The sequence below is a fragment of the Sporosarcina sp. NCCP-2222 genome (genome assembly GCF_023168145.1).
Lineage (GTDB): Bacteria > Bacillota > Bacilli > Bacillales_A > Planococcaceae > Sporosarcina.
On the sequence record NZ_BQYK01000002.1, the window covers coordinates 134,697 to 155,690 of the forward strand.

At 46.1% G+C, this 20,994-nt stretch carries 25 protein-coding genes; 7 read left to right on the forward strand and 18 right to left on the reverse strand.

Translation table 11 applies throughout. The features are described 5' to 3' along the window. Positions 1–507: YebC/PmpR family DNA-binding transcriptional regulator (locus NCCP2222_RS04550; RefSeq protein WP_248510016.1), on the forward strand; the 507-nt coding region annotated here is incomplete at its 5' end. A gap of 42 nt (positions 508–549) precedes the next feature. Here NCCP2222_RS04550 and NCCP2222_RS04555 read toward each other — a convergent pair. The 6 genes from NCCP2222_RS04555 to NCCP2222_RS04580 all read right to left on the reverse strand — a co-directional run bounded on the left by NCCP2222_RS04555 (position 550) and on the right by NCCP2222_RS04580 (position 6,544). Then, positions 550–927: a VOC family protein gene (locus tag NCCP2222_RS04555; protein ID WP_248510017.1), complete on the reverse strand. Its 378-nt coding sequence runs from the start codon at positions 925–927 to the stop codon at positions 550–552. A gap of 77 nt (positions 928–1,004) precedes the next feature. Next, positions 1,005–2,192 (reverse strand): NRAMP family divalent metal transporter, encoded by a 1,188-nt coding sequence (locus tag NCCP2222_RS04560; protein WP_248510846.1) that lies wholly within the window; start codon positions 2,190–2,192, stop codon positions 1,005–1,007. A 38-nt stretch (positions 2,193–2,230) separates the two neighbouring features. After that, positions 2,231–3,001 carry a LamB/YcsF family protein gene (locus NCCP2222_RS04565; protein WP_282570656.1) on the reverse strand — a complete coding sequence of 257 codons (771 nt, stop codon included), beginning with the start codon at positions 2,999–3,001 and terminating at the stop codon, positions 2,231–2,233. Positions 3,002–3,012: 11 nt separating this feature from the next. Then, complete coding sequence (locus NCCP2222_RS04570) at positions 3,013–4,008, reverse strand: 5-oxoprolinase subunit C family protein (protein ID WP_248510018.1); 996 nt, start codon at positions 4,006–4,008, stop codon at positions 3,013–3,015. Next, positions 4,005–4,703: a 5-oxoprolinase subunit PxpB gene (gene pxpB / locus NCCP2222_RS04575; RefSeq protein ID WP_248510019.1), complete on the reverse strand. Its 699-nt coding sequence runs from the start codon at positions 4,701–4,703 to the stop codon at positions 4,005–4,007. The genes NCCP2222_RS04570 and pxpB overlap by 4 nt, the downstream gene beginning before the upstream one ends. A 185-nt stretch (positions 4,704–4,888) precedes the next feature. Continuing rightward, entirely contained in the window at positions 4,889–6,544 is a 1,656-nt protein-coding gene (locus NCCP2222_RS04580) for a DUF2207 domain-containing protein (protein WP_248510020.1), read from the reverse strand. 221 nt (positions 6,545–6,765) lie between these two features. Here NCCP2222_RS04580 and dacB point away from each other — a divergent pair, with 221 nt between their 5' ends. The 4 genes from dacB (at position 6,766) to NCCP2222_RS04600 (ending at position 10,874) form a co-directional block, all read left to right on the forward strand. Then, a complete protein-coding gene (gene dacB, locus NCCP2222_RS04585; RefSeq protein WP_375709166.1) occupies positions 6,766–8,241 on the forward strand; it encodes a D-alanyl-D-alanine carboxypeptidase/D-alanyl-D-alanine endopeptidase in 1,476 nt (491 codons plus the stop codon). Positions 8,242–8,355: 114 nt separating this feature from the next. Then, a complete protein-coding gene (locus NCCP2222_RS04590) occupies positions 8,356–9,213 on the forward strand; it encodes a manganese catalase family protein (protein WP_248510024.1) in 858 nt (285 codons plus the stop codon). 109 nt (positions 9,214–9,322) lie between these two features. Next, positions 9,323–10,225 carry a hypothetical protein gene (locus NCCP2222_RS04595; RefSeq protein WP_248510026.1) on the forward strand — a complete coding sequence of 301 codons (903 nt, stop codon included), beginning with the start codon at positions 9,323–9,325 and terminating at the stop codon, positions 10,223–10,225. 424 nt (positions 10,226–10,649) lie between these two features. After that, positions 10,650–10,874: a hypothetical protein gene (locus NCCP2222_RS04600; RefSeq protein WP_248510028.1), complete on the forward strand. Its 225-nt coding sequence runs from the start codon at positions 10,650–10,652 to the stop codon at positions 10,872–10,874. Between the two features lie 113 nt (positions 10,875–10,987). On the opposite strand, the gene NCCP2222_RS04605 is transcribed toward NCCP2222_RS04600, so the two are convergent. From NCCP2222_RS04605 to NCCP2222_RS04665, 12 genes are all read right to left on the reverse strand, one after another. Next, positions 10,988–11,371 (reverse strand): hypothetical protein, encoded by a 384-nt coding sequence (locus NCCP2222_RS04605; protein WP_248510030.1) that lies wholly within the window; start codon positions 11,369–11,371, stop codon positions 10,988–10,990. 102 nt (positions 11,372–11,473) lie between these two features. Next, entirely contained in the window at positions 11,474–11,929 is a 456-nt protein-coding gene (locus tag NCCP2222_RS04610; protein WP_248510849.1) for a GNAT family N-acetyltransferase, read from the reverse strand. Next, on the reverse strand, positions 11,919–12,440 hold the full coding sequence (locus tag NCCP2222_RS04615) for an NUDIX hydrolase (protein WP_248510032.1): 522 nt from the start codon (positions 12,438–12,440) through the stop codon (positions 11,919–11,921). The genes NCCP2222_RS04610 and NCCP2222_RS04615 overlap by 11 nt, the downstream gene beginning before the upstream one ends. A gap of 39 nt (positions 12,441–12,479) precedes the next feature. Next, complete coding sequence (locus NCCP2222_RS04620) at positions 12,480–13,184, reverse strand: nucleotidyltransferase domain-containing protein (protein ID WP_248510034.1); 705 nt, start codon at positions 13,182–13,184, stop codon at positions 12,480–12,482. Then, complete coding sequence (locus tag NCCP2222_RS20805; protein WP_309295944.1) at positions 13,172–14,119, reverse strand: GNAT family N-acetyltransferase; 948 nt, start codon at positions 14,117–14,119, stop codon at positions 13,172–13,174. Before NCCP2222_RS20805 ends, NCCP2222_RS04620 begins: the two co-directional genes overlap by 13 nt. 310 nt (positions 14,120–14,429) lie before the next feature. After that, on the reverse strand, positions 14,430–14,996 hold the full coding sequence (locus NCCP2222_RS04635; RefSeq protein ID WP_375709159.1) for a hypothetical protein: 567 nt from the start codon (positions 14,994–14,996) through the stop codon (positions 14,430–14,432). A 159-nt stretch (positions 14,997–15,155) separates the two neighbouring features. Beyond that, entirely contained in the window at positions 15,156–15,437 is a 282-nt protein-coding gene (locus tag NCCP2222_RS04640; RefSeq protein WP_248510038.1) for a DUF1871 family protein, read from the reverse strand. 280 nt (positions 15,438–15,717) lie between these two features. Further along, positions 15,718–16,242: a GrpB family protein gene (locus NCCP2222_RS04645; RefSeq protein WP_248510039.1), complete on the reverse strand. Its 525-nt coding sequence runs from the start codon at positions 16,240–16,242 to the stop codon at positions 15,718–15,720. Further along, positions 16,226–16,789 (reverse strand): AAA family ATPase, encoded by a 564-nt coding sequence (locus NCCP2222_RS04650; RefSeq protein ID WP_248510040.1) that lies wholly within the window; start codon positions 16,787–16,789, stop codon positions 16,226–16,228. Before NCCP2222_RS04650 ends, NCCP2222_RS04645 begins: the two co-directional genes overlap by 17 nt. Positions 16,790–16,792: 3 nt before the next feature. Next, on the reverse strand, positions 16,793–17,608 hold the full coding sequence (locus NCCP2222_RS04655; RefSeq protein ID WP_248510041.1) for a VanW family protein: 816 nt from the start codon (positions 17,606–17,608) through the stop codon (positions 16,793–16,795). Positions 17,609–17,711: 103 nt separating this feature from the next. Beyond that, a complete protein-coding gene (locus NCCP2222_RS04660; RefSeq protein WP_248510042.1) occupies positions 17,712–18,788 on the reverse strand; it encodes a hypothetical protein in 1,077 nt (358 codons plus the stop codon). Continuing rightward, complete coding sequence (locus NCCP2222_RS04665; protein WP_248510044.1) at positions 18,781–19,296, reverse strand: RNA polymerase sigma factor; 516 nt, start codon at positions 19,294–19,296, stop codon at positions 18,781–18,783. The genes NCCP2222_RS04660 and NCCP2222_RS04665 overlap by 8 nt, the downstream gene beginning before the upstream one ends. A 203-nt stretch (positions 19,297–19,499) precedes the next feature. Between NCCP2222_RS04665 and NCCP2222_RS04670 the strand changes: the two genes are divergently transcribed. Continuing rightward, positions 19,500–20,219 carry an ABC transporter ATP-binding protein gene (locus NCCP2222_RS04670; RefSeq protein WP_248510046.1) on the forward strand — a complete coding sequence of 240 codons (720 nt, stop codon included), beginning with the start codon at positions 19,500–19,502 and terminating at the stop codon, positions 20,217–20,219. A 12-nt stretch (positions 20,220–20,231) separates the two neighbouring features. Then, entirely contained in the window at positions 20,232–20,981 is a 750-nt protein-coding gene (locus tag NCCP2222_RS04675; RefSeq protein WP_248510048.1) for an ABC transporter permease, read from the forward strand. Positions 20,982–20,994 lie beyond the last annotated feature (13 nt).

The window sequence follows — 20,994 nt, forward strand, 5'->3', positions numbered from 1 at the left end:
AAAGGCGGAGCAGAAGAGAACTATGATGAGCTTCGATACGAGGGCTTTGGGCCAAACGGCTCCATGGTAATCGTTGATGCGCTGACCAACAACGTCAACCGCACAGCTTCTGAAGTACGTGCAGCCTTCGGGAAAAATGGCGGCAACATGGGTGTCAGCGGATCGGTTGCCTACATGTTCGATGCGACTGCGGTATTCGCCCTGGAAGGCAAAACAGCCGATGACGTTCTGGAGCTCCTAATGGAAGCGGACGTTGAAGTCCGTGACATTATGGAAGAAGAAGAGACAGTCATTGTCTATGCGGAGCCAGATCAATTCCATGCAGTGCAAGAAGCATTCAAGAGTGCCGGCATTACAGAATTCTCTGTCGCTGAACTAACAATGCTCGCACAAAACGACGTCACGTTAGACCCAGATGCACAAGCACAATTTGAGAAAATGATAGATGCCCTGGAAGACTTGGAAGACGTTCAGCAAGTTTATCATAACGTCGATTTAGGTGAATAATATAACAGTAAAACCGCCCTTCTTTTGAAAGGCGGTTTTTTCTCACATCATTTCCATTACAGCAAAATAATTCTCTTCATCATCAGCGAAGTTGAACGTCCTGCCCGATGGCATGTCTATGATTTCTCCAACTGTCACATGGTGTTCCTTCAGCTGGCTGTGAAGCTGTTCAAAGCGGTCTGAATAGAATAAGAGGGAAGGCGTGCCTAGATGCAACCCCGGCGACATGCGGGCAACGGCTTCCTTGTCGTGAAGAACTACGGTCGTTTCGGAATCTTGCGCGGGTGCAATCTCAATCCATCTCATCGGTCCTGCCGTCTCATCAGCCAGCACATGAAACCCAACTTTTTCTGTCCAAAACTGCATTGCCTTCTCTTGATCATTCACATACAACATGACTTGTCCTAGCTTGCGAATCATTCTTTTCTCCTCCAAGCAGTTTGTTTCCTGCATAAATTCGTCAGGGAGAAGAGAATATCCTTTTTTGTATCTATCCTTTATTGAAATAGTTTCGGGATATCATTAATTAACGTATAAATTCCCATGTAGCCCATCGAAACGACGACGATCAACCCAAAAATGGTCATCCAAAGGGGATGCTTATAGTCACCGACAATTTTAACGCGATACGCTGCGACAAGCATAACGCCAAGTGCCAGAGGTAAAATAAGACCATTCAACGAGCCAACTAGAATCAATATTTTCACTGGTCTTCCAATGATAATAAAGACAAGCGTCGAGATAGCGATGAACGCCATGATGATCCACTTATAATGCTTCTCCAGCTTCGGATGGAATGTCCGGATGAACGACACGGATGTATACGCACAGCCGACGACTGACGTTATGGCAGCTGACCACATGACGACGCCAAAAATTTTATAACCGACATTGCCTGCCGCCAATTGGAAGACGGATGCTGGCGGATTGGCCGGATCGAGCGCAAGCCCTTTACTGACCACACCTAATGTCGCAAGAAAAAGCAGGATGCGCATGAGCGAGGCAATGAGAATCGCAAAAATTGAGCTTCTCGTCACTTCCGGCAGCGCTTCTTTTCCTTTAACGCCGGCGTCGATTAAACGATGCCCACCCGCAAATGTGATATAGCCGCCTACTGTTCCCCCAACAAGCGTCACAATGGCAATCAAACTAATTTCAACCGGTACAAATGTACGTGTGACCGCTTCACCGACTGGTGGAACCGCATTAAACATGACAAAGAGTGTCAAACCGATCATGACAAACCCTAGTATTTGCACGAAGCGGTCCATGATCTTCCCAGCTTCCCGGACGATGAAAATGCCGATTGCTAATAGTCCACTGAGCAGGCCACCGACTTCCGGTGACATTCCGAATAACACATTTGTGCCGAGCCCGGCACCTCCAATGTTGCCGATGTTGAATGCAAGGCCTCCCGCCACGACTAGCGCTGCGAGCAGAAACCCAAGCCCCGGAAACACATCATTCGCAATATCCTGGGCCCGCTTCTCTGATACGGCGATAATCCGCCATATATTCATTTGTGCACCAATATCGATAAGAATTGAAATTAAAATAACAAAACCGAAACTCGCGAGAAGCGTTTCCGTAAAATACGTAGTTTGTGTTAAAAAGCCCGGACCGATCGCGGACGTCGCCATTAAGAAAGCGGCACCGAGCAAAACCCCTTTGTTTTGTTTTTTCATTATCGCTTTAGCGTTCACATGCCCCACCCCATTTTCCATTATAAGAAACTGCTGATTTTGTTTATTTTGATGCCTTCCTCACGTAATGCACCCGGTATTTGCCGCGCGAACTCAAGCGCAGTCTTCCCGTCCCCATGGATGCAGATCGTATCCGCTTTAATGGCCACTTCCGTTCCGTCAGTCGCCTGCACTTTGCCTTCCTTCACCATCTTGACGATCTGCTGAATGGCAATTGCATGATCGGTAATGAGTGCGTTGGATTCCCGTCGGGACGTCAGCGACCCATCCGCTTGGTAGGTCCGGTCGGAAAATACTTCATTGGCCGTTTTCAAGCCGATCCGTTCCCCCGCAAAAACAAGTTCACTGCCTGCAAGCCCGAAGAGAATCAATCCCGGATCCACTTTATATACAGCCCGAGCAATCGCATCTGATAGCGCTGCATCCTTTGCCGCCATGTTATAAAGCGCCCCGTGCGGCTTCACATGCTGCAACATACCGCCTTCCGCCCGGACAAAGCCGTAGAGGGCCCCAATCTGATAGACGACGAGATCGTATGCCTCATCCGGTGTTATCGCCATTTCCCGGCGGCCGAACCCTGTCAAATCCGGCAAGCCTGGATGGACACCGATTCCAACATTCTTCTGTAGCGCCATCTGCACGGTCTTCCGCATCGTCGCCGGATCGCCCGCATGGAATCCGCAGGCAATGTTGGCGGAAGAAATCGTCTCCAAAATGTCTGCATCGTTCCCCATCTGATAGGCGCCAAAGCTTTCCCCCATATCACAATTCAAATCTACTTTGTATACCACGGTACAACCTCCTAACGAAATTTCAATGCGATTCCTGTTTTCAGCTCCTGAATGTTCTTTTCTCTGCGTAGATATAATTCCTGCGCTTTGTCGAGCGAAATTTCCCGGAAGGTCAAGTAATTCCCAGGTCTTGCTTGTGCGACCAGACTCAAATCTACGGAAGCCACTTGTCCGATTTTCGGATACCCTCCGGTCGTCTGCCGATCCGCCATTAAAATGATCGGATTCCCATCTGCCGGCACTTGAATCGAGCCAAAGGATACCGCTTCAGAAATCAATTCCTGCTCCTCCTCCAAATGCAGTGAAGGCCCAGCCAACCGATAGCCCATTCGATCGGATTGTGAACTGACGGCAAATCCCTCCGTCTCAAAGAGCCTCCTGCTTTCTTCAGAAAACAAACTGTATTGGCGACCTTTGATCACCCTGATTTCATATTGATCTGCAAGAGCGGGACGGACATTGCTCGTAATCGTCCAGTCGGTCGACTGTATACAATACTTATCACAGACCAATCGAGAAAAGATTTGTTCCGCCTGTCCCTTCCTCGCCTTGATGGGGAGCCTGTCACCTTTCTTCAGAACGCGACCCTCGCAGCCGCCGATGCCAGCTTTTAAATAAGTAGCATAGCTGCCCATTACATTAGGGACTTCAAAGCCGCCCGCCACCGCCAGGTACACCCTGCAACCGGCTATAGCCGGACCCATTTTCAGTTCTGTCCCTTTTTGAATGAACACCGGTTTCCACATCGGGATTGGTTTGCCGTCTATGGAAGCAGACATATCCCCTCCACAAAGCGCGATCACCGCATGTTCTTCAAAATATAAACACGGACCGACCAACGTCATTTCAAGCGTACCTTCTGTTTCTTCGTTTCCGACAAGCAAGTTGGCAACCCGATGAGCGAAAGCATCCATTGCACCGCTCGTCACTACTCCATATTTCTGGTAGCCGAACCGCCCGAGGTCTTGGATCGTGTCACTTAATCCGGCCTTCCTCACCGTAATCATGGCCGCCCACCTCGCAATTCTTCGTATTCCATTTGCGAAATCGGGTAAAATTCAATTCGGTCCCCTGCCGCTAATAAGCTGGGAGGATCCTGTTCCGGCAGAAATAGTTCAAGCGGCGTCCGGCCGATCAACTGCCAGCCCCCCGGCGTCTCGATCGGATACACGCCTGTCTGCTTGCCTGCAATGCCGACGGTGCGTGCCGGGATCCGAAGGCGCGGCGTCTTTCTTCGCGGTGCCGCTATCTTCTCAGACATGCCGCCAACGAAAGGAAAACCTGGAGCGAAACCGATCATATGTACAAGATATTCTCCGGAGGAATGAATAGAGATAACTTCCTCAGGCGTACATCCATTGTGCTGTGCAACAAATTCCAAGTCCGGCCCCCACTCTCCGCCATAGAGTACCGGTATCCGAACCGTTTTTGGACTGGCTGCGCGACTGGCCTCGACACCGGCCAAAATCTCATGAATCCGCTTACAAACTTCTGCATATGGATTTCCCTCTACGAAAACGCCAAGCCGGTAAAATACAGTCACTGACGTATAGGCAGGAACGACTTCCACCATCCACTCTGGCGCCTCTTCCTCCAAACGCGCCGACACAGCCAGCACTTTATCCTGTGCTTCTATGCTAATATCACGGTCCACCTCAATGACAACCGCTTGATCACCTAATGGAGATAGCGTATATTCCATCACCGCTCACTCCCTTCGACAGATTTCGACTACCTAATCTATTTCATTCTACCGGATAATTAACAGATTTCAATATTTGTTTGAAAATACTATCTTATTCAAAAGGACAGCTAGCAATTCCTTCTAATAAATTCCAAGTTTATTTCCATACAAAAACTGCCCCAACTAAGTTGAGACAGTTATATTCAAAACGCGCCCGACCCTCCACCGCTTCCGCTGCTGGAAGAAGTTGAAGATGACGAGGTACTGCTTAAATGAGCGGTAGCCGTTTCGTTTGCCTGTGAAAACGACGTCGCCATGAACATTGGATTATAGAGAACCACTGAATCTGTACGCCGCTGATAAGCTGACTCATCCGCATATTCAAAAGGATTGGCTTTCGCAGTCAAAGTCGCATCCCCTATCCCTACGCCAAATAAGTAAGAGCGAATTTTGTCTTCCTGCGGGAGACCCTGCCATTTCGAAAAGTCAAAATCAGCGAGGAACCGTTCCCACTGGATTGCCACTTCATGTCCTTCCACACTCCGAGGCTTGTAGAAGGCAGCGAGCAAAGCCGAGGCAAATGTAAGAATAATCGTTCCGATCAATAAAGAAAAGATTTCATACACAATGGACAGGACTGTCAGAGCTACATAACCTAATGCGAGCAGCCATAAACTGGACCGGTAGGCACTTCGATTGGCATAAAGCCCTGCTTGATCTACCTCATTTTTGATATCTTGCACCCATAGCGTTTTTTCTGCACTGTAAGCTTCTATATTCTTGGCCTGTTCCATATACTTCTTTAGCATATCTGCAGTGAACATGTTGCCTTCCCCGATTTGGTGGAACAACAGCTTGATAAGCCGCTGTTCATGCGGCAGCTCTGCATCAGGGCGAATTAATTCAAATTGGTCCTCAGCTGCTTGCCGGACATTTCCTTTCCTGACGAGGTCAAGCAAAGCCGCTGACATGACCTCCGGCTTCATGTTTCCATCCTGAGTGAAGAAAATAGCTGCCGGAATGCTGAGCCGGTCATCCGGTATGCCAAAGCCTTTTCCTGCCAGCTGTTCCATGGCGTATCGATACTGCGCGCGTCTCTTCAGGTATGCCGAAATGACAAGCAAGACCAATAGGCCTGTCAAGCCGATCAATGCAGCTAGCAATATCGTTTTCATCTGCTCACGCCGTTCTGCCTTCAAAATGAATTGTTGACGATCTTCTTCGAGCTTACGGAGACCTGAGCCGGGCACTTCCTTCGCCTGCGGGAATAAAGAAGCCGGATAGATGGCCCGCACATCCGCCGATGTTTCAGATGGAACTTCCCCTAAGCTGAATAGGATGCTTCCGTCTTGTTGAACTGAACCAGTTTGGTACGCTCTATCGTACCCCAAATAATCAACCGGCTTTTTCGGTCTAGGCGGGTGAACTCGAATGATCATCTCATTATATGAGGATTCATTATTTTCATCGAAAAAGGCCCAGAAGAACTGTGCACCATCTTCATATTTCTCTACACCATTGACGATCGTGTATTGCAGTTCGACTAAAATATTTTCATCCTTGCCCTTCCGATAAATCTTGTACAGCTGATTCTCTTTCTTAACATTCAGCGCCTTTCCATTCTCAAAAGCGCGAAATGAATCGACGGACGTTCCAGGTTTCGTTACGATTCCTCGCGTCACGCCATTAAATTTTCCGTCAAAGTCATACTCATACCGTTCGACAATTTCCACGTCCCCGGTTTCTTTCAAATAGGCATCAATGGTCGCGCCTTTTATTGAATAATCGACAGCTTTAGCTTGTATAGGCATCAGCAGCAAGAAACATGCTACAAAAGCAATCCATTTCATCCACTTCATTGAAATCACCTCTATTTACTTTACGGAATAGTCATGGAGAAGTTTCAATTTACGAACAAAAGGACTAGCTGTCAGTGGTTCTTATTTATCAATTATTAATTTTCAGTAAGTAATCAACCTACCGCTTGATCGTCTGTAGTAAAATAAATGAAAAATGAAAGGACGTGCAAAATGTGACAAAACAGAAACAATGGGGGAAACGAACTTTTCTCACCGCAGCGATGGCAGCCGTTCTCCTCTCGCCAGTCGCCTATGAAACCCAACAGACAGCAGTGGCATCCTCAACTTTGACATCCAGCTCAACTATAGAATCCACCTCCTTAGCAAAGAAACTTGATACCATCCTGCAAGATTCAAAACTATCCGGCGGAATTACAGGCGTCACCGTCCGCAATCGCTCAACTGGTGACATCGTCTATTCCCAATTCGGGGACATCCGGCTTCGTCCCGCGTCCAATATGAAATTATTGACTGGCGCCGCAGCTCTTGACGTTCTTGGTCCCAATTATCAGTTCTCGACAGAGGTGCTGACAGACGGCGAAGTGAAAGGCGGTCAGCTGAAAGGGACGCTCTACTTGAAAGGCAAAGGCGATCCGACCTTGATGAAAGAAGATCTCGATGAATTCGCAAAGCAATTGAAAGCGCAAGGCATTACGAAAGTCAACGGCGATTTAGTCGCAGACGATAGCTGGTACGACAACGTCCGCTATTCCCAGGATTTGAACTGGTCTGACGAGCATAATTACGTCGGTGCACAAGTTTCGGCTTTGACCCTTTCCCCGAATGACGATTATGATGCGGGAACAGTCATCGTCGAAGTGAACGCAGCTGCGAAGGCGGGGGATCCATCCGTAGTAACCGTCACGCCTGCCACTGATTCTGTAGAAATCATCAACAATGCCAAGACAGTTGGGAAAGATGAAAAGAAAACCATCTCCATCGAGCGGGAACACGGTACAAACCGGATTTTCATCGAAGGCAATATCCCTGTAGACGGGTCGAGATCGCGTTCCTGGTCAGCTGTTTGGGAACCGACCGAACTGACATTGGATGTGTTCCAGAAGTCATTGAAGGAACAAGGCATTCAATTGATTGGTAACGGGAAAGTAAAAACGGGTATAGCCCCAGCTAACGCTACCGTTCTGGCAACGAAGAAGTCCATGCCACTGAAAGATCTATACATTCCTTTCATGAAACTGAGCAATAACGGACACGCTGAGACGCTCGTGAAAGAAATGGGAAGAGTGAAAGCGGGCGACGGAAGCTGGGATGCTGGATTGGACGTCATGAAGAACACGCTGAAAGGGTTCGGCCTGAACACCGATTCCATCGTCTTGCGGGACGGCTCCGGCATGTCGCATAAAAATCTTGTCTCCGCCGACGACTTATCGACATTGCTCTATCGCATCCAAGATAAAAGCTGGTTCCCTGCATTCGAAGCTGCCTTGCCTGTTGCCGGAAATGAAGACCGCATGATCGGGGGCACACTTCGCAACCGAATGGGTGGAAGCGCAGCAGCGGGTAATGTGAAAGCGAAGACGGGCTCCATTACCGGCGTCTCCACTTTGACCGGCTACGTGACAGCAAAAGACGGCACAGAATTGATTTTCTCTGTCATGATCAATAATTACGTCAACGGTCCGGTCACGCCGATCGAAGATTCCATTGCCAAAACTTTGGCTGAGCATGACTTTTAATAATAATATGCGCATTCCGGATCTGCCGGGATGCGTATCTTTTTAAATCGAAGAAATTAGGATAACTATGTCTCCCTCGTCCATACTACGGAAAACAAGAAACGAGGGGTTCAGTTGTTTTATTATAAAGAGGAACTAATCAATATTATTAAACCGGACAAACCAGACCCGGAAGCTGCACGTGTATTGCAGGAAATTCTAGGCGGTCATTACGGTGAAATGCGGACGATGATGCAATATTTCTTCCAAAGCTCCAATTTCCGCGGGAAAGAGATACAGTTCCGTGATTTACTTCGAGGTATCTTCCTTGAGGAGATTGCACACGTTGAACTGGTTCAATACACGATCAATCAACTGTTAAATGACTCCGGCGAATCATCTCGACCAGGGAATGGAGGTAGTGATGGCGCACCGTTGGATGAAGCAGTCAGACACGGAAATCCACATCATTATATTATGGCAGCCCAATCTTCTCTACCTGTGGATGCAGGAGGAAATCCGTGGAATGGCTCGTGGGTCTATTCCCATGGAAACCTAATATCCGACCTATTAGATAACCTAGTCCTTGAATCGACAGGCGTCTTACAGAAAACACGGATTTACGAAATGAGCACTAACCAAACGTTTAGAGAAACGTTAGCTTTTCTAATTGTTCGGGATAATGCACATCAAAATGCATTTGCAAAGGCATTGGAAACACTAGGGGTCGACTGGGGTAAGTTGTTTCCTGTCCCGAATTATGATATTAACAAATATCCAGAATGCCGAAAATATGTCGACATGGGATACCATAATGTACAATTCAACTTCCGTTTGGACCCTACACGAATCGCGGAAGTTTTCCAAGGTACGTCCCCAAGTCGAAATGATGGGGAACTCCAAGTAGTAAACCCTCCACAAGGGTTCCCGGTGCCTATGATGCCAGATATGCCGAATGAGCATAGTCCTGGCCTGAATGATTTGAACAATTGACACGTTTCCCCGGACATCATGCGTCCGGGGCTTTTATTGTGAATTAAAGGATATGCATTCCTACTTGCCGAATAACAAATAGTAAATAATAAACAAAGGCGGGAGCAAAATGGGGATTCAAAAAATAACTAAGGATCAAGCGTTGCAAGCTGTTAAATTTATGAAAGAAAAGGCAAGACCCTTAGAGAAAGCACTCTATGAATTTGATTTTGAAGACGGTTCTCCGGATAAAGTTTTGGAGGAACTTCATGCATTTCAAAATGAAGATGGTGGGTTTGGCAACGGCCTAGAACCCGATTTCAGATGCGAAGCTTCCTCCGCACTTGCGACGACGATCGGACTTCATCACCTTTCCCATATTGGAGCAGATGACTCCAATCAAATGGTCGAGCGCGCAGTTCACTATATGCTGCAGACTTTCGATGAACAACAAATGGGATGGGAAATTGTCCCGAAAGAGGTCGAAACGGCCCCCCGGGCGATTTGGTGGAATTATGGCGGCGACTGGCCTTGGGGCAATCCAAGCGCAGATGTGATCGGACTGCTCCACCATTATAGAAAACTCGTTCCCGATGATTTACTCCACAAACTGACTGCCTTCGCCGTGGACTATGTATGCCAATTAACAGCAAGCGACCATCATGAAATCCAATGTATCGTGAGAATGATGGATGCACTGCCGGAAACTGAGGCAAACCGGATCGCAGGCAAAGTAAATGAACTTCTTATTGCCAACGTCACGACAAACCCGGACAAATGGAGCGGCTATTGCCTGCTTCCTTTGCAGATTGTAACGTCGCCGGAATCCCCTTTTGCCGAATTGTTCAAAGACAGCATCCCGGCAAACATCGAGCACCTCCTTTCTACGCAAGATGAGGACGGCAGCTGGAAACCGGCATGGGCATGGGGACAGTTCGAGGAAGAGTTCCAACAAGCGAAAATGGAATGGAGCGGCGTATTGACCCTTGACCATATTAGAGTCTTGCATGCGTTCGGCATCCTCGGTTCGTGAGGACATGGCCTATCTGCTCATCCTATTGTCTTTTATCGCACTCGCATTCGGCCTCTTAACACCTGTTAACTTACTCACATCCGGCATCCTATTTCTCGTGTTATTCAGCATTGGAACCGCGTTATTGGTGAGGAAAATGAGGAGATAAAAAAGAAGGCATCCCAGTTTCGATGGGGTGCCTTTTCGTTTTAGCGCTGAAGTATGCTTCTACAGTTATTTTGGTCAATGGATAATAGCTGATTTTTCCGTATCCCCATGTGATTTGGCACCTCGTATAGAAATTTGGCGATAAACTCTATTATTTGGCGCACAGTAGATGGATTTTGGCACGTCGGTTGTTTATTTGGCGCGTGCTGCTCACTATTTGGCGCACAACCTCTTTATTTGGCGGAGCGCTCAAGGTCTTGGCGGGTAAACAAGTTTTTTGGCGGGCACCCGTGGATTCTGGCGTTTACTCCAATTTTCTGGCGTTCAGACGTGGGTTCTGGCGTTCAACCGCGGATTCTGGCGTTCACTCTGGTTTTCTGGCGTTCAGACGCAGATTCTGGCGTTCGCTCCGGTTTTCTGGCGTTCAGACGCGGGGTTCTGGCGTTCGTTCCAGTTTTCTGGCGTCCAACTGCGGATTCTGGCGTTCATTCCAGTTTTCTAGCGTCCACCCCAGGTGACCCCCGTTAAAACTCGAATGTTAGCAATCAAGCTCGGTCTCTGGCTTTACTCGCATCCTTACCGTTATCCGTTTCTTCTCTTCACCAGCTGCTCCACTCACAAATCCACGTCGTCACTCATTTCAAACACATCAAATACATTTTTCTGTATGATCAGGGAGATGATTTTACCCTCTTTTTCATAGTAATGGGTGTGGCCAATCCGTTTGTCGGTCAGTTCCGTCCAACCCCATTTTTCAATTTCAGCCAAGTATTCGGCGGGCGGCGTTCCTTCGGCGTCACCGATATTTTTCAGTTTGTATTTGGCTGATTTCGCGATTTCTGTTGTGCAGTCTTCCGGTTTTATTTCATACGCATTTTTCGGAACAGGGAATCCTTCATTGATTACGACCATCCGGTATCCGTCTTCATTTGCATACTCATAGGAACATCCCGTCAATACAATCGCTGACAGAACGGCTGCTGCCAGTAGACGTTTCATGACAATCCACCTCTCACGCATTATGTTACTTTTAGCGTACGTGGCGATGCAGCTTTTGTCATCCGACATATTTGTGTCAATTCGCTTCGCTGGCGTTCTCTCTTACGACAGTTCCATCCGCAGCCGGATCATATCCCGGCACACTATTCCGTTCTCCACAATCTCTTCTTTGTAATGAAATGTGAAAAAATCATGAATGATTTCGACAATCCGGAATCCGCATTTTTGATACAGCGCCAACTGGTTCACGCTTGAGTTGCCAGTGCCGATTTCAACGTTACGATAGCCGATTTCATCAGCTAGCCGAATTGCTGCTTGCACCAGCTGTTTGCCAATCCCTTTTCCTTGCATAGCTTCACGAACTGCGACGTTTTTTATTTCAACAGTCTCCGGATTTAGCATGAGAAGGACAAAGACGCCGATAATTTCTCCATCCATTTCATAGAGGAAGCACTCGCCTTCTTTTAAGTATCTTTCGACAAGTACCAAAGAGGGATCCGCAAGCAACAGCAAATCATAAGGCGGTGTCTCTGAGCTTCCCAGCCTCCTAATTTCCATATGTTTCGGTTGTACAGGTTCGATTTGCATGACGTTTCGCCTCCTCCATAACCGCTTCATATACTTCATGCCAACCTTTATGATAGTCAGCTACTTCCTGCGGTTGGATAAGCAGCCGTTCTGTCGACTCATGTTCCGCCGCAAATGAAAGAAATTCCGTTATATCCATTCTGTAAAATAACTGATATCCCACAATTGGATAGGGACTCGATTCTTTCCAAAGTGGATTTCCCTCATGATTCACTTCAACAGCGCCAAGAAGATGACAGGTCCCTTTCACATAGGCCTCTTCCAGTACCTCACGCTCGAGGCACGCTTCGGCGGTTTCCCCCTCTTCTATGTGGCCACCCGGAAAATCCCAACCCCGATCATTCAAATTGACGATAAGCAGCTGCTCCCTATGAAAACAGACAGCGTGCACACTCGTAATTAATTCACGTTCCGGCATCAGCTGCCGCATAAACGACAGCTTTACTTTATGCCCATACCAATCAACTGAAATCGAAGCCATCTCTACACCCCCTATTTCTCGTTCACTCTGACCGCTCCTTTACTTCCCTATTGAATACCCATTAAATAACCGACCGCCAAAAGGCTTTAGCACTTCCTCCGCCAACTCGATTACTGGGTTCTTATTCCGTGTGCGATAAAATTCATCGAACACCGTTACAAACCTGTCAGTGAATACCGAGTCAAATTCACGCATCGCTCGAACAACCCACTTGGAGTCACCTATCCATCTTCCATTCGTGCGCAGAATAAACTCATGCAGGCGATCAGCAAGTGTATTCGCGATGAAAATCGATTCCGCATCATCCGTCGACCCCTGAAAATCATCTAAGGCATCTGTCAGCATATACTGCTTTGTTCTCACCGTCTGTTCGTTCCACGGGGCAGGCCCTTTCTTTAGCAATTTATCCGCCTCCTGCTTGACGGCTTGAACAAGAACCGAATCAACGAGAACAATGCCTTCAGAAATCATCCGCAGCAAAGATGGCCTCGCTCTCTCGATGTCGGAATCAAAAAACGATTGATAAGAGGTCTTATTATGGACAAACACTTCAACCGGCCAATTAAAAGCGATAACCGATTCACGATACGGCCCCTTATGGTCATCGAACACGATGATGTCCAAATCGGATGTCTCTGTCGCTTCCCCCCGTACAACGCTGCCTGCAAGCAGGGCGGCTGTGCAATCCGGATAGTATTGATGAATAAACAGTTGAGCCGCTTTCAAAGCATCTACTCGTTCCATGTCGTCTCCCTCTTCCCAGCTTGTATGGCCTTCACTATGCTATGCGGACGAATATCGAGAGAGTCCAGCCTTTCGATCGGTACCCACATCGGTTCATAGGTTCCCCGGTTGCGTGCTGCTCCATATTCCTCTCCTTTGCCCGTTCCAAATGTTCCGGCTCGGATAGCTGCTCGGAAAAAGTGCTGTGTACCGTTGTATTCAATTAGGCTGAGGCGTTCTCCTATTTCCACTTCCACGCCCAGTTCCTCAAACGCTTCCCTTTTGGCCGCTTGTTCGGGGCTTTCTCCCGGCTCAATTCCCCCGCCAGGGAAGACGTAATATTCCTGGCCATTTTTCTTCCTCTTGATGAGCGCCACCTGTCCCTCCAACTCTATGACGACAGCAGCCCGGTCCCTAGCCTTCGCTGTATATTCAATTAGCCAGCAGTCCCGAAACTCACCTTCATGCCACTCCCGCTTGGGCAGCAGCTTCACTTTCCGGAATCCGCATTTTTCATAACACCGCAACGCACGTTCATTCCAAGTTTGCGGATCCATGACAACTCTGTTCACGTGTAGTTCATTAATCAGATAATCGACGACGATTTGGACAAGTTGCGTGCCAATACCTCGATTCCAGAAATCTGGCTCGCCAATGAATTGGTCCATACCGAAAATGACTTCATCCGCTTCGTAGCCATATAGCTCTCTTTCGTCTTCCTCAATCGGGTAGAATTGAAGATATCCGATGGGCGCATCATCGTACAGGATCAGACATCTTGTCTCTTCATCAGGCTCACCAAAAAAGTCCTCCTCCACCTGCTCTAAATCAGCTGGCCGGTCACGTCCCTCGTAGAATTGCAGTACGGCCGGGTCTGATAGCCATTTGGTCATTATGTATTTGTCTTCTTCTATCAATTCCCGGATGGAAATCTTCTCTCTCTCGGCGATCACCATATCAATTCCCCCTTTAGTCTATTTATTCCATAAAGCCTGATCGTTTCCCTGCCCTTTTCTGCAGTTCGATAAAAAAAGATAAGCAGCATTTGAATGTAACAGGTTCGGTTGATGATGAGAAAAGTGCATTTTCAATAATGTAAATAACAGGTTAATCAATAGTGAAATAGGTATATAAAAAACGAGTAAAAGCGCTCAATTCTGAGCGCTTTTTGGCGTAATATTCTTCTATCCTTACTAATGCACCCGTAAGTTTAAGTACTTCCCTTCACAAACTTTGCCCTTTATTTCATTGTTAACTGCAGTGTGTTCATTTTAAAACTGTCTCGGCTAGGGTAAATGCTTCCCATGGATTATTTTTCGTTGTGATTGATGAAATAAACCAATACTCTTTAGATGGTTCTAAATTCTTTTCCACGATTATAATCTTCTCCCCACCACCAAAATCTCCATATGATGCCCATAAATCATATTTTACGGTATACCGCATTTTGGATTCACTAAGCTTTTCTACTTTTGTAAAACGAAAGTTCCTAACCGAAGGGCTTGACTGACCTGTTATCCAGTGAGTTTCCTCAAATTTACTCCTTGATTGTTTTCGAAGCGCTGGTGATAACATCGCATATTGAACAGAACCACTTCGATTATTTACGCCTAATATCCACATTTCAACGGCTTGTTTTGGTTCGCCTACCATCAAACCATATAGAAAAGACATTAATTTACTTTCTAAAGGAGTGAGTTGTTTGCCTTCAATAATTTTTTCCTCAAAGGAAGGAGGAGTATCGTTCACTTTTGCATTTACTGTCCCATAGTACAACCCACAAAACAGTATACAAAATAAAAAAACCAATAGAAGAGGTTTATCTTTATGCAATTTCATCACCCTAAATTATTTTAGGTTTAGTTTGTCCTCTCCATTTACAATCATTCCTTCTTCAACTAACCTGCTCCGTTAGTTGAACATGATAAAGAGCCATCTAAGCAGTTCAACGAACTTGAGGTTTGCACCCGTTAGTTGAAGATTATGCCATGATTAATTTAGGTTTTTTAAATTCGGGAATTTATTATTATAAATTTTGTTCCAAATATTTAATGCACTTGGATAACAATTATTAATCGAAGGTTCTCCACTCCTCGAAAACATTTTTTCAAGGACCTGATGTATCACTAAAGCTAATTTTTCAACAGATGCCGTTGGTAATGCTGATACAATAAGTCTTATTTCTGGATCATATTCATCCTCAGATGTGTAACGTAAAAGGTTCATCGGGTCCCATTCATTAATTACTTCTTTTACAATTTGGTAGTGGTTCATAACATCCCTCTTTCAAATTTAGAGACTTTTCATGATATTTTAACCGATGATCTAGACATAATTTCAGCTATAACGGTAAGCTTAGCCCTTTGGTGTATTTGCACAGTGAATAGGAATTAACAAAGGCACATATATTTATACCCTACTTCTAATTATTGTAATAATTGTCGTTCGTCATTATTATTCATCTAAACTCTGATATAACAACAAAAACAGGGACACCAATTCATATGCTAATAGTGTCCCCAAATTCTATGCCATTGAATGTTGCTCTACTAAATTATCTTGTTAGTGAAACAATCCGATCGACAAACGATTTCTTTGCGTCCGAGTATTGCCTTTCATTATCCGGGTATTTCCGGGCAAGCTCCCATTTCAACGTTTCGTACGCCTTAGCGACATCCGGGTGATCATTTAAATAATCTCGGAAACATGTATGGGCATTCCACCACTCGCCTCCATATTCCACGACATGATACACATGGGTTTTCGTCAGCTCATGAAGGTCCGAAAACTTCGCGAACACCGCTTTCCCTTCCACTTCTGCCTTGAGTCGATAGATATCCGCATCTTTCAATGTGTGCAGGTCAAATCTGTCGACGTCGTTCAAACTCCGTACCCCAATGAGCACGTCAAGCATCGGTTTTGCAGCTATTCCCCGAATCGCTGTGCTTCCAATGTGCTGAATATCAACAGCCATATCACCGAGAAGGGATTCCAGCAGCATTTTTTCCTGTGCAAACAGCGCTTGCCAGCCTTCCTCGTGTTTCGTCAAGGCAACCACATCTTTATTCAATCCCAACATACACGCCGTCTCCTTTCGGAATGAACCCGATCTCTTCACAAATCAAATCCACAATCTGCTCGACATCTCGATTGTCCGTTTGAATAAACTGCTCAAAACAAGAATCCTGATAGCCTTCCAGACATTTATCCGTCTGTGCAAAACACCAATTGCCCGGCTCTTCGCCACGGGTCAACAAACGGTTATGAATCGTCTGCTTCTCTGCCGTTAGACAGAAATGGAATGTTTCCTCATCCAGTTCAGAGAAGCCCTCATAAATCGTATTAAAATAATCTTTTTTATAAATTGTCATCGGCACGATCAAGTCCCTGTCATACGTTTGTTTTAACTGTTTTGCCACTTCAACGACGAGTGTTTTCCACATGAGGAAATCCTGAAAATCACCTGTCTGTTCAACAGGCAGCTTCACTTCATTTGGAATCATTTCCCGCAGCATATAACCTACTTCTTCAGGATCATAAAGCAGCGCATGATCCATCCGTTCCAGCAGTTTTGTAGCCACCGTCGTCTTCCCCGCACCAAATGCCCCATTAATCATCACAATCATGTTTCATTCCCCCTCATATGTCAAAAACGGTTCATACATTGTAATCGCATGATTCTCCGTGATGAATTCATCATCCAAGAGGTTCCCGTCCAGGTCGTACACATGCCGGAAAATCGTGTTATGCCGCACATAGCCGCCCCATGCTTCAAAGGTGAATTGGTGATCCTTTTCGTACACCTGATATGTACGTGTCGCAGGCGATGCGGCCCGCCACTCGCCCGTCAAATACGTATCCGTCAAGTAGACAATGAGTTGGTATGGGGTAGTCGTTTCGTTTTTAATTTGCAAATCTAAATAATTATAGGCGCATGTTGCTCCACTGCCGAACGGCTGGCTCCGGCTGGAATCCGGAAACACATCATAACTATGGCGATACCGTTCCGTTACGGTCAATGGCGTATGCAGCGTGATCCAATAGATCAGATTCGACAGCTGGCAAAGCCCTCCGCCTACCCCGACGGTCACTTTGCCATAATGGAGAATCATCCCGTCCACATACCCTTTGCGCCTCGTCGTATTGCCGATCAGCCTCCAATAGGAGAACGTCTCGCCCGGTTGCAGGATGATGCCGTTCACCCGGCGCGCCGCTAATTTTAAATTTGTGATTTTATTATATTGTAGCTGCATATCCACGTCTTTCAACTTGCGGAGCAACGGTGTACGATGCTTTTTAACCACATGTGGAAGCTTTTCTTCAGCCTTCGCCATGGCATACTGCTTGCCGTCCCACCACCACTCGCCATATCGTTTCAAGCGAAATACTTTCTTTCCAAGATAAATACGCAGTTTACTTCTCTTTATTGGTTGTAATGAAACCACAAAGCCACCCCCACCCCGTATTTATTCCTGACGGAACAAAAAAATTCCTGCTTTTATTGAATAGAAAAAAGAAGTGCCCGCCAGCAGACACTCCCTTCCTATTTCACTTGGCATAATGGAGACTGACAATTAAATCTCCGTCCTTTGAATGTTCCGTGCTGACCATTTGGGAAGTTTCTTCCGAATAAAGATCGATGCCTTCATACCCTGCAAGTACACTGTTAAAGTATGATTCATCGACTTTTAAGAAACGGATGGACTGCAGCTTGCCAAAAACAAAGTGGAACTCCATCTCATCACCATACACGAATGCATAATCAGCATCCTCCACTTCGTATTGCGTAGTATAGTCGTCGCCAAAATATTGTGTTACCTTAGCCTGCGGATCGCCTAACGTTAAGCCGTGGAGATAAAATGATCCATTCGCATCAGACAAAATAGGCTGAGAAGGGTCTAAGCCAATTCGCATCGAGTGCCCCGGAACTTCCGGTTGTAAAACAAGCCCTGGATGCTCTGCAAAATTAGGGTCAATTACCATAAGCCCAACAGTCATCTTGCCTTCTCCGTCATATTCCATTTTAATGAGCTGCAATTTTTCCATTGAATACATAAACCGGATTGTATCATCAGATAGGAACTTGATACCCTCATAATCCCTGTAGATTTGTTCTGCGACTTGTGGATCCACTTCCGTCAAGAACAAAGTGTCTACCTGATTTTTATAAAAAAACACTTTAAGTCGATTGCTATAATTTAGCCCTACATCCGCCCCAGTGCCATCCAAATCACTAATAAGTGTATAGCCTTCACCCAGTCGATCGATGACATGTCCTGGAGAATCCCCCATAGTAATCCCATTCAAATAAAACGAACCCAGTTCCATTGTAACTGACGGTTTAGCCAACTCATCGACTGTTTCTGGGGATTCTTCTCGTGGGTGTGTGTCCCTCGTGTCCAGAGGCAGATCCTTGTCAATTTCGGATGATGGGTTTTGAACGTCCAGTACGGTCTGGAAGGCGAAAACCATTATACAAGACACTATAATTCCGGTCATCAAGATGGCAGGCCATTTCCGTTTGGGTTGACGTACTTTATTCTCCATTTGAGATGTCACCTTTTGCATGACACGTTTCTTGCTGGCCGACAGATCCTTCAATTCCGGAGGCAAAAAGTTATTCATTCAGCAGCACCTCCCATTCAATTCCTCTCAACTGATTTCGCAAAAGCTCTCTCCCCCGTGTCAGCCGTGTTTTCACTGTACTTTCTGGAATAGATACAGTGCTTGCAATCTCGCCAATGGTCATTTCATTGAAATAAAAATGGACGAGCACTTCCCGCTGTTTCAGCGGCAACTTCAAAATCGCTTCTCCTATTAGTTGCTGTTCTTCTTTCTTAACTAAACCGTCCAAATTCCTCTTTCCTGCCTGCGGAGAAAATTTATGCTGCAGCTGTACCTTTCGGTAATTCCAGCTCCTCAAGTAATCTTTGCTTTTATTCACGGTCATTTTAGCCAAATAGGCTCTGACTTCTCCACGTTCTTCGTACTTATGTTGATTGCTATAAAATTTGATAAATACCTCTTGTACAATATCCTCTGCCGCGTGGAGATCCATCACATAGCAATACGCGATGCGTAGTAAATGTTCTGTATGCTGATCCATAATTTCGATCAGTTCATTTCGATCCAATTCGATTGCCACCCCTTTCCTACATTGTAAACGAAACACAACTTGTGGAAGTTTGGATTTCGTGAAATTAATTCCTGATGCAACAAACTTGCCCTTTTTGGCATGTGACTGGCCAAAACATGCGGGTCACCGAAAATCAGCTGTACGGAAGGATTTGATTGGATATAGTAGCAGTACAAAGACGGAACAACGGAGGGATACCATTGGAGATTATTCGAGTCGAGGGGTTACGGAAAGCATACGGAGCGAAAGAAGTGCTGAAGGGAATCGACTTTTCTGCAGAAGCTGGAGACATCATTGGACTCATCGGAAAGAACGGAGCAGGGAAATCAACCTTTTTAGAAATTTTACTGACGCTTAGGTCGTACGAGCAAGGGACGGTCCAGTTATTCGGCCAAGAGCTGAACCAGGCATCTGAAAAACAGCGCGAGCAGATCCGGCAACAGCTTTCAGCAGTGCTGCAGCCAACCCAGTTTTACAAAACATTGAAGGTCATTGAATTGCTCAAGCTTTTTAAAGCTTATTACCAATCCCCTCTCGATGTAGAAACGATTATTGCTGACTTCAAGCTGAGCGACCATCGGAAAACGTATTTTGACAAACTATCAGGCGGCTGGAAACAAATCGTCAGCCTCGCGATTGCGTTCTTATCGGAACCAAAAATGCTGATTCTAGATGAGCCCACCACTGGCCTGGACCCGCATATGCGCAATATGCTTTGGATGTATATTACCGAGTACAACAAACGGACGGGCGGCACGGTTCTATTGACCACACACAATATGGACGAAGTTGAGTTGTATTGCGACCGGGTCATGTTGCTGAATGAAGGTGTGGCGGAAGTATTTGATTCTACAGAAGGAATTCTCGCTTCCGGCTTCAAATCAATTCACGAATTTTATCTAACACAAGTTGCGGTATAAGGAGGAATTTACATGATTGCTACACAATTACGTTATGACTTACTGATGTTTTCCAGGGAATTGTTTTATGTTGTGTTCACGTTGATCGTTCCCCCGGCGACCTACCTGTTCATGGGTGCGCTTTTCGGAGGCTTCACCTATGCCGGAAATTTAAGCTATGCACAAAATTATACACCGTCCTTCATTTTGCTCATTATGTTTGGTGTCGTATTTTTCTCTTTCGGATTTGATCAAGTGATGAACCGGGTAAGCGGAGTCGAGAAGAGAATAGCACTTGCCCCGGTTCCGAAACGGACACTTTTACTGTCCGCCATTTTAAAATCAATCATCGTTACAAGCTTTGGCTATCTGTTCGTTACATTGCTCGGTGTATTTGTATACCATTTATCGCTTCATTGGGTTAACGTGCTATTGTCATTTGGATTGTTCATGCTGTTGAACGCGATCCTGCTCGTCCTCTCATCAGCCATCTTCTCCTTTTTTAAAACGGTGAATGGAGCGCTCGTGTTTTCCATCGTCACGTTCCAAATTGTGATGATTACCGGAGGTTTCGCGATGCCTATCGACAGGATGCCTAAATTTGTACAATACATGGCTGAGGCAAACCCGCTTTACCATATGAATCAATTATTCATTGCCGTTTGGAATGGACAGTTCCAATTGGATCGTGCGTCCATCATATCAATTGGCTTTATCGGCAGCTGCGTTCTGCTAGCATTATTTGCCCTACGCTTCGCAACAAGACGACAAAACCGCAAGTAAGTCATGGTACGAT

What these genes read in the sequence shown, in the direction of transcription:
- pxpB (WP_248510019.1), bottom strand. Translation starts at nt 4,703, where the DNA reads ATGGAATATACGCTATCTCCATTAGGTGATCAAGCGGTTGTCATTGAG.
- NCCP2222_RS04570 (WP_248510018.1), bottom strand. Translation starts at nt 4,008, where the DNA reads ATGATTACGGTGAGGAAGGCCGGATTAAGTGACACGATCCAAGACCTC.
- NCCP2222_RS04560 (WP_248510846.1), bottom strand. Translation starts at nt 2,192, where the DNA reads ATGAAAAAACAAAACAAAGGGGTTTTGCTCGGTGCCGCTTTCTTAATG.
- NCCP2222_RS04555 (WP_248510017.1), bottom strand. Translation starts at nt 927, where the DNA reads ATGATTCGCAAGCTAGGACAAGTCATGTTGTATGTGAATGATCAAGAG.
- NCCP2222_RS04605 (WP_248510030.1), bottom strand. Translation starts at nt 11,371, where the DNA reads ATGAAACGTCTACTGGCAGCAGCCGTTCTGTCAGCGATTGTATTGACG.
- NCCP2222_RS04620 (WP_248510034.1), bottom strand. Translation starts at nt 13,184, where the DNA reads ATGGAACGAGTAGATGCTTTGAAAGCGGCTCAACTGTTTATTCATCAA.
- NCCP2222_RS04645 (WP_248510039.1), bottom strand. Translation starts at nt 16,242, where the DNA reads ATGTTGGGATTGAATAAAGATGTGGTTGCCTTGACGAAACACGAGGAA.
- NCCP2222_RS04615 (WP_248510032.1), bottom strand. Translation starts at nt 12,440, where the DNA reads ATGGCTTCGATTTCAGTTGATTGGTATGGGCATAAAGTAAAGCTGTCG.
- dacB (WP_375709166.1), top strand. Translation starts at nt 6,766, where the DNA reads ATGGCAGCCGTTCTCCTCTCGCCAGTCGCCTATGAAACCCAACAGACA.
- NCCP2222_RS04610 (WP_248510849.1), bottom strand. Translation starts at nt 11,929, where the DNA reads ATGGAAATTAGGAGGCTGGGAAGCTCAGAGACACCGCCTTATGATTTG.
- NCCP2222_RS20805 (WP_309295944.1), bottom strand. Translation starts at nt 14,119, where the DNA reads ATGGTGATCGCCGAGAGAGAGAAGATTTCCATCCGGGAATTGATAGAA.
- NCCP2222_RS04580 (WP_248510020.1), bottom strand. Translation starts at nt 6,544, where the DNA reads ATGAAGTGGATGAAATGGATTGCTTTTGTAGCATGTTTCTTGCTGCTG.
- NCCP2222_RS04640 (WP_248510038.1), bottom strand. Translation starts at nt 15,437, where the DNA reads ATGAACCACTACCAAATTGTAAAAGAAGTAATTAATGAATGGGACCCG.
- NCCP2222_RS04660 (WP_248510042.1), bottom strand. Translation starts at nt 18,788, where the DNA reads ATGAATAACTTTTTGCCTCCGGAATTGAAGGATCTGTCGGCCAGCAAG.
- NCCP2222_RS04595 (WP_248510026.1), top strand. Translation starts at nt 9,323, where the DNA reads ATGGGGATTCAAAAAATAACTAAGGATCAAGCGTTGCAAGCTGTTAAA.
- NCCP2222_RS04650 (WP_248510040.1), bottom strand. Translation starts at nt 16,789, where the DNA reads ATGATTGTGATGATTAATGGGGCATTTGGTGCGGGGAAGACGACGGTG.
- NCCP2222_RS04675 (WP_248510048.1), top strand. Translation starts at nt 20,232, where the DNA reads ATGATTGCTACACAATTACGTTATGACTTACTGATGTTTTCCAGGGAA.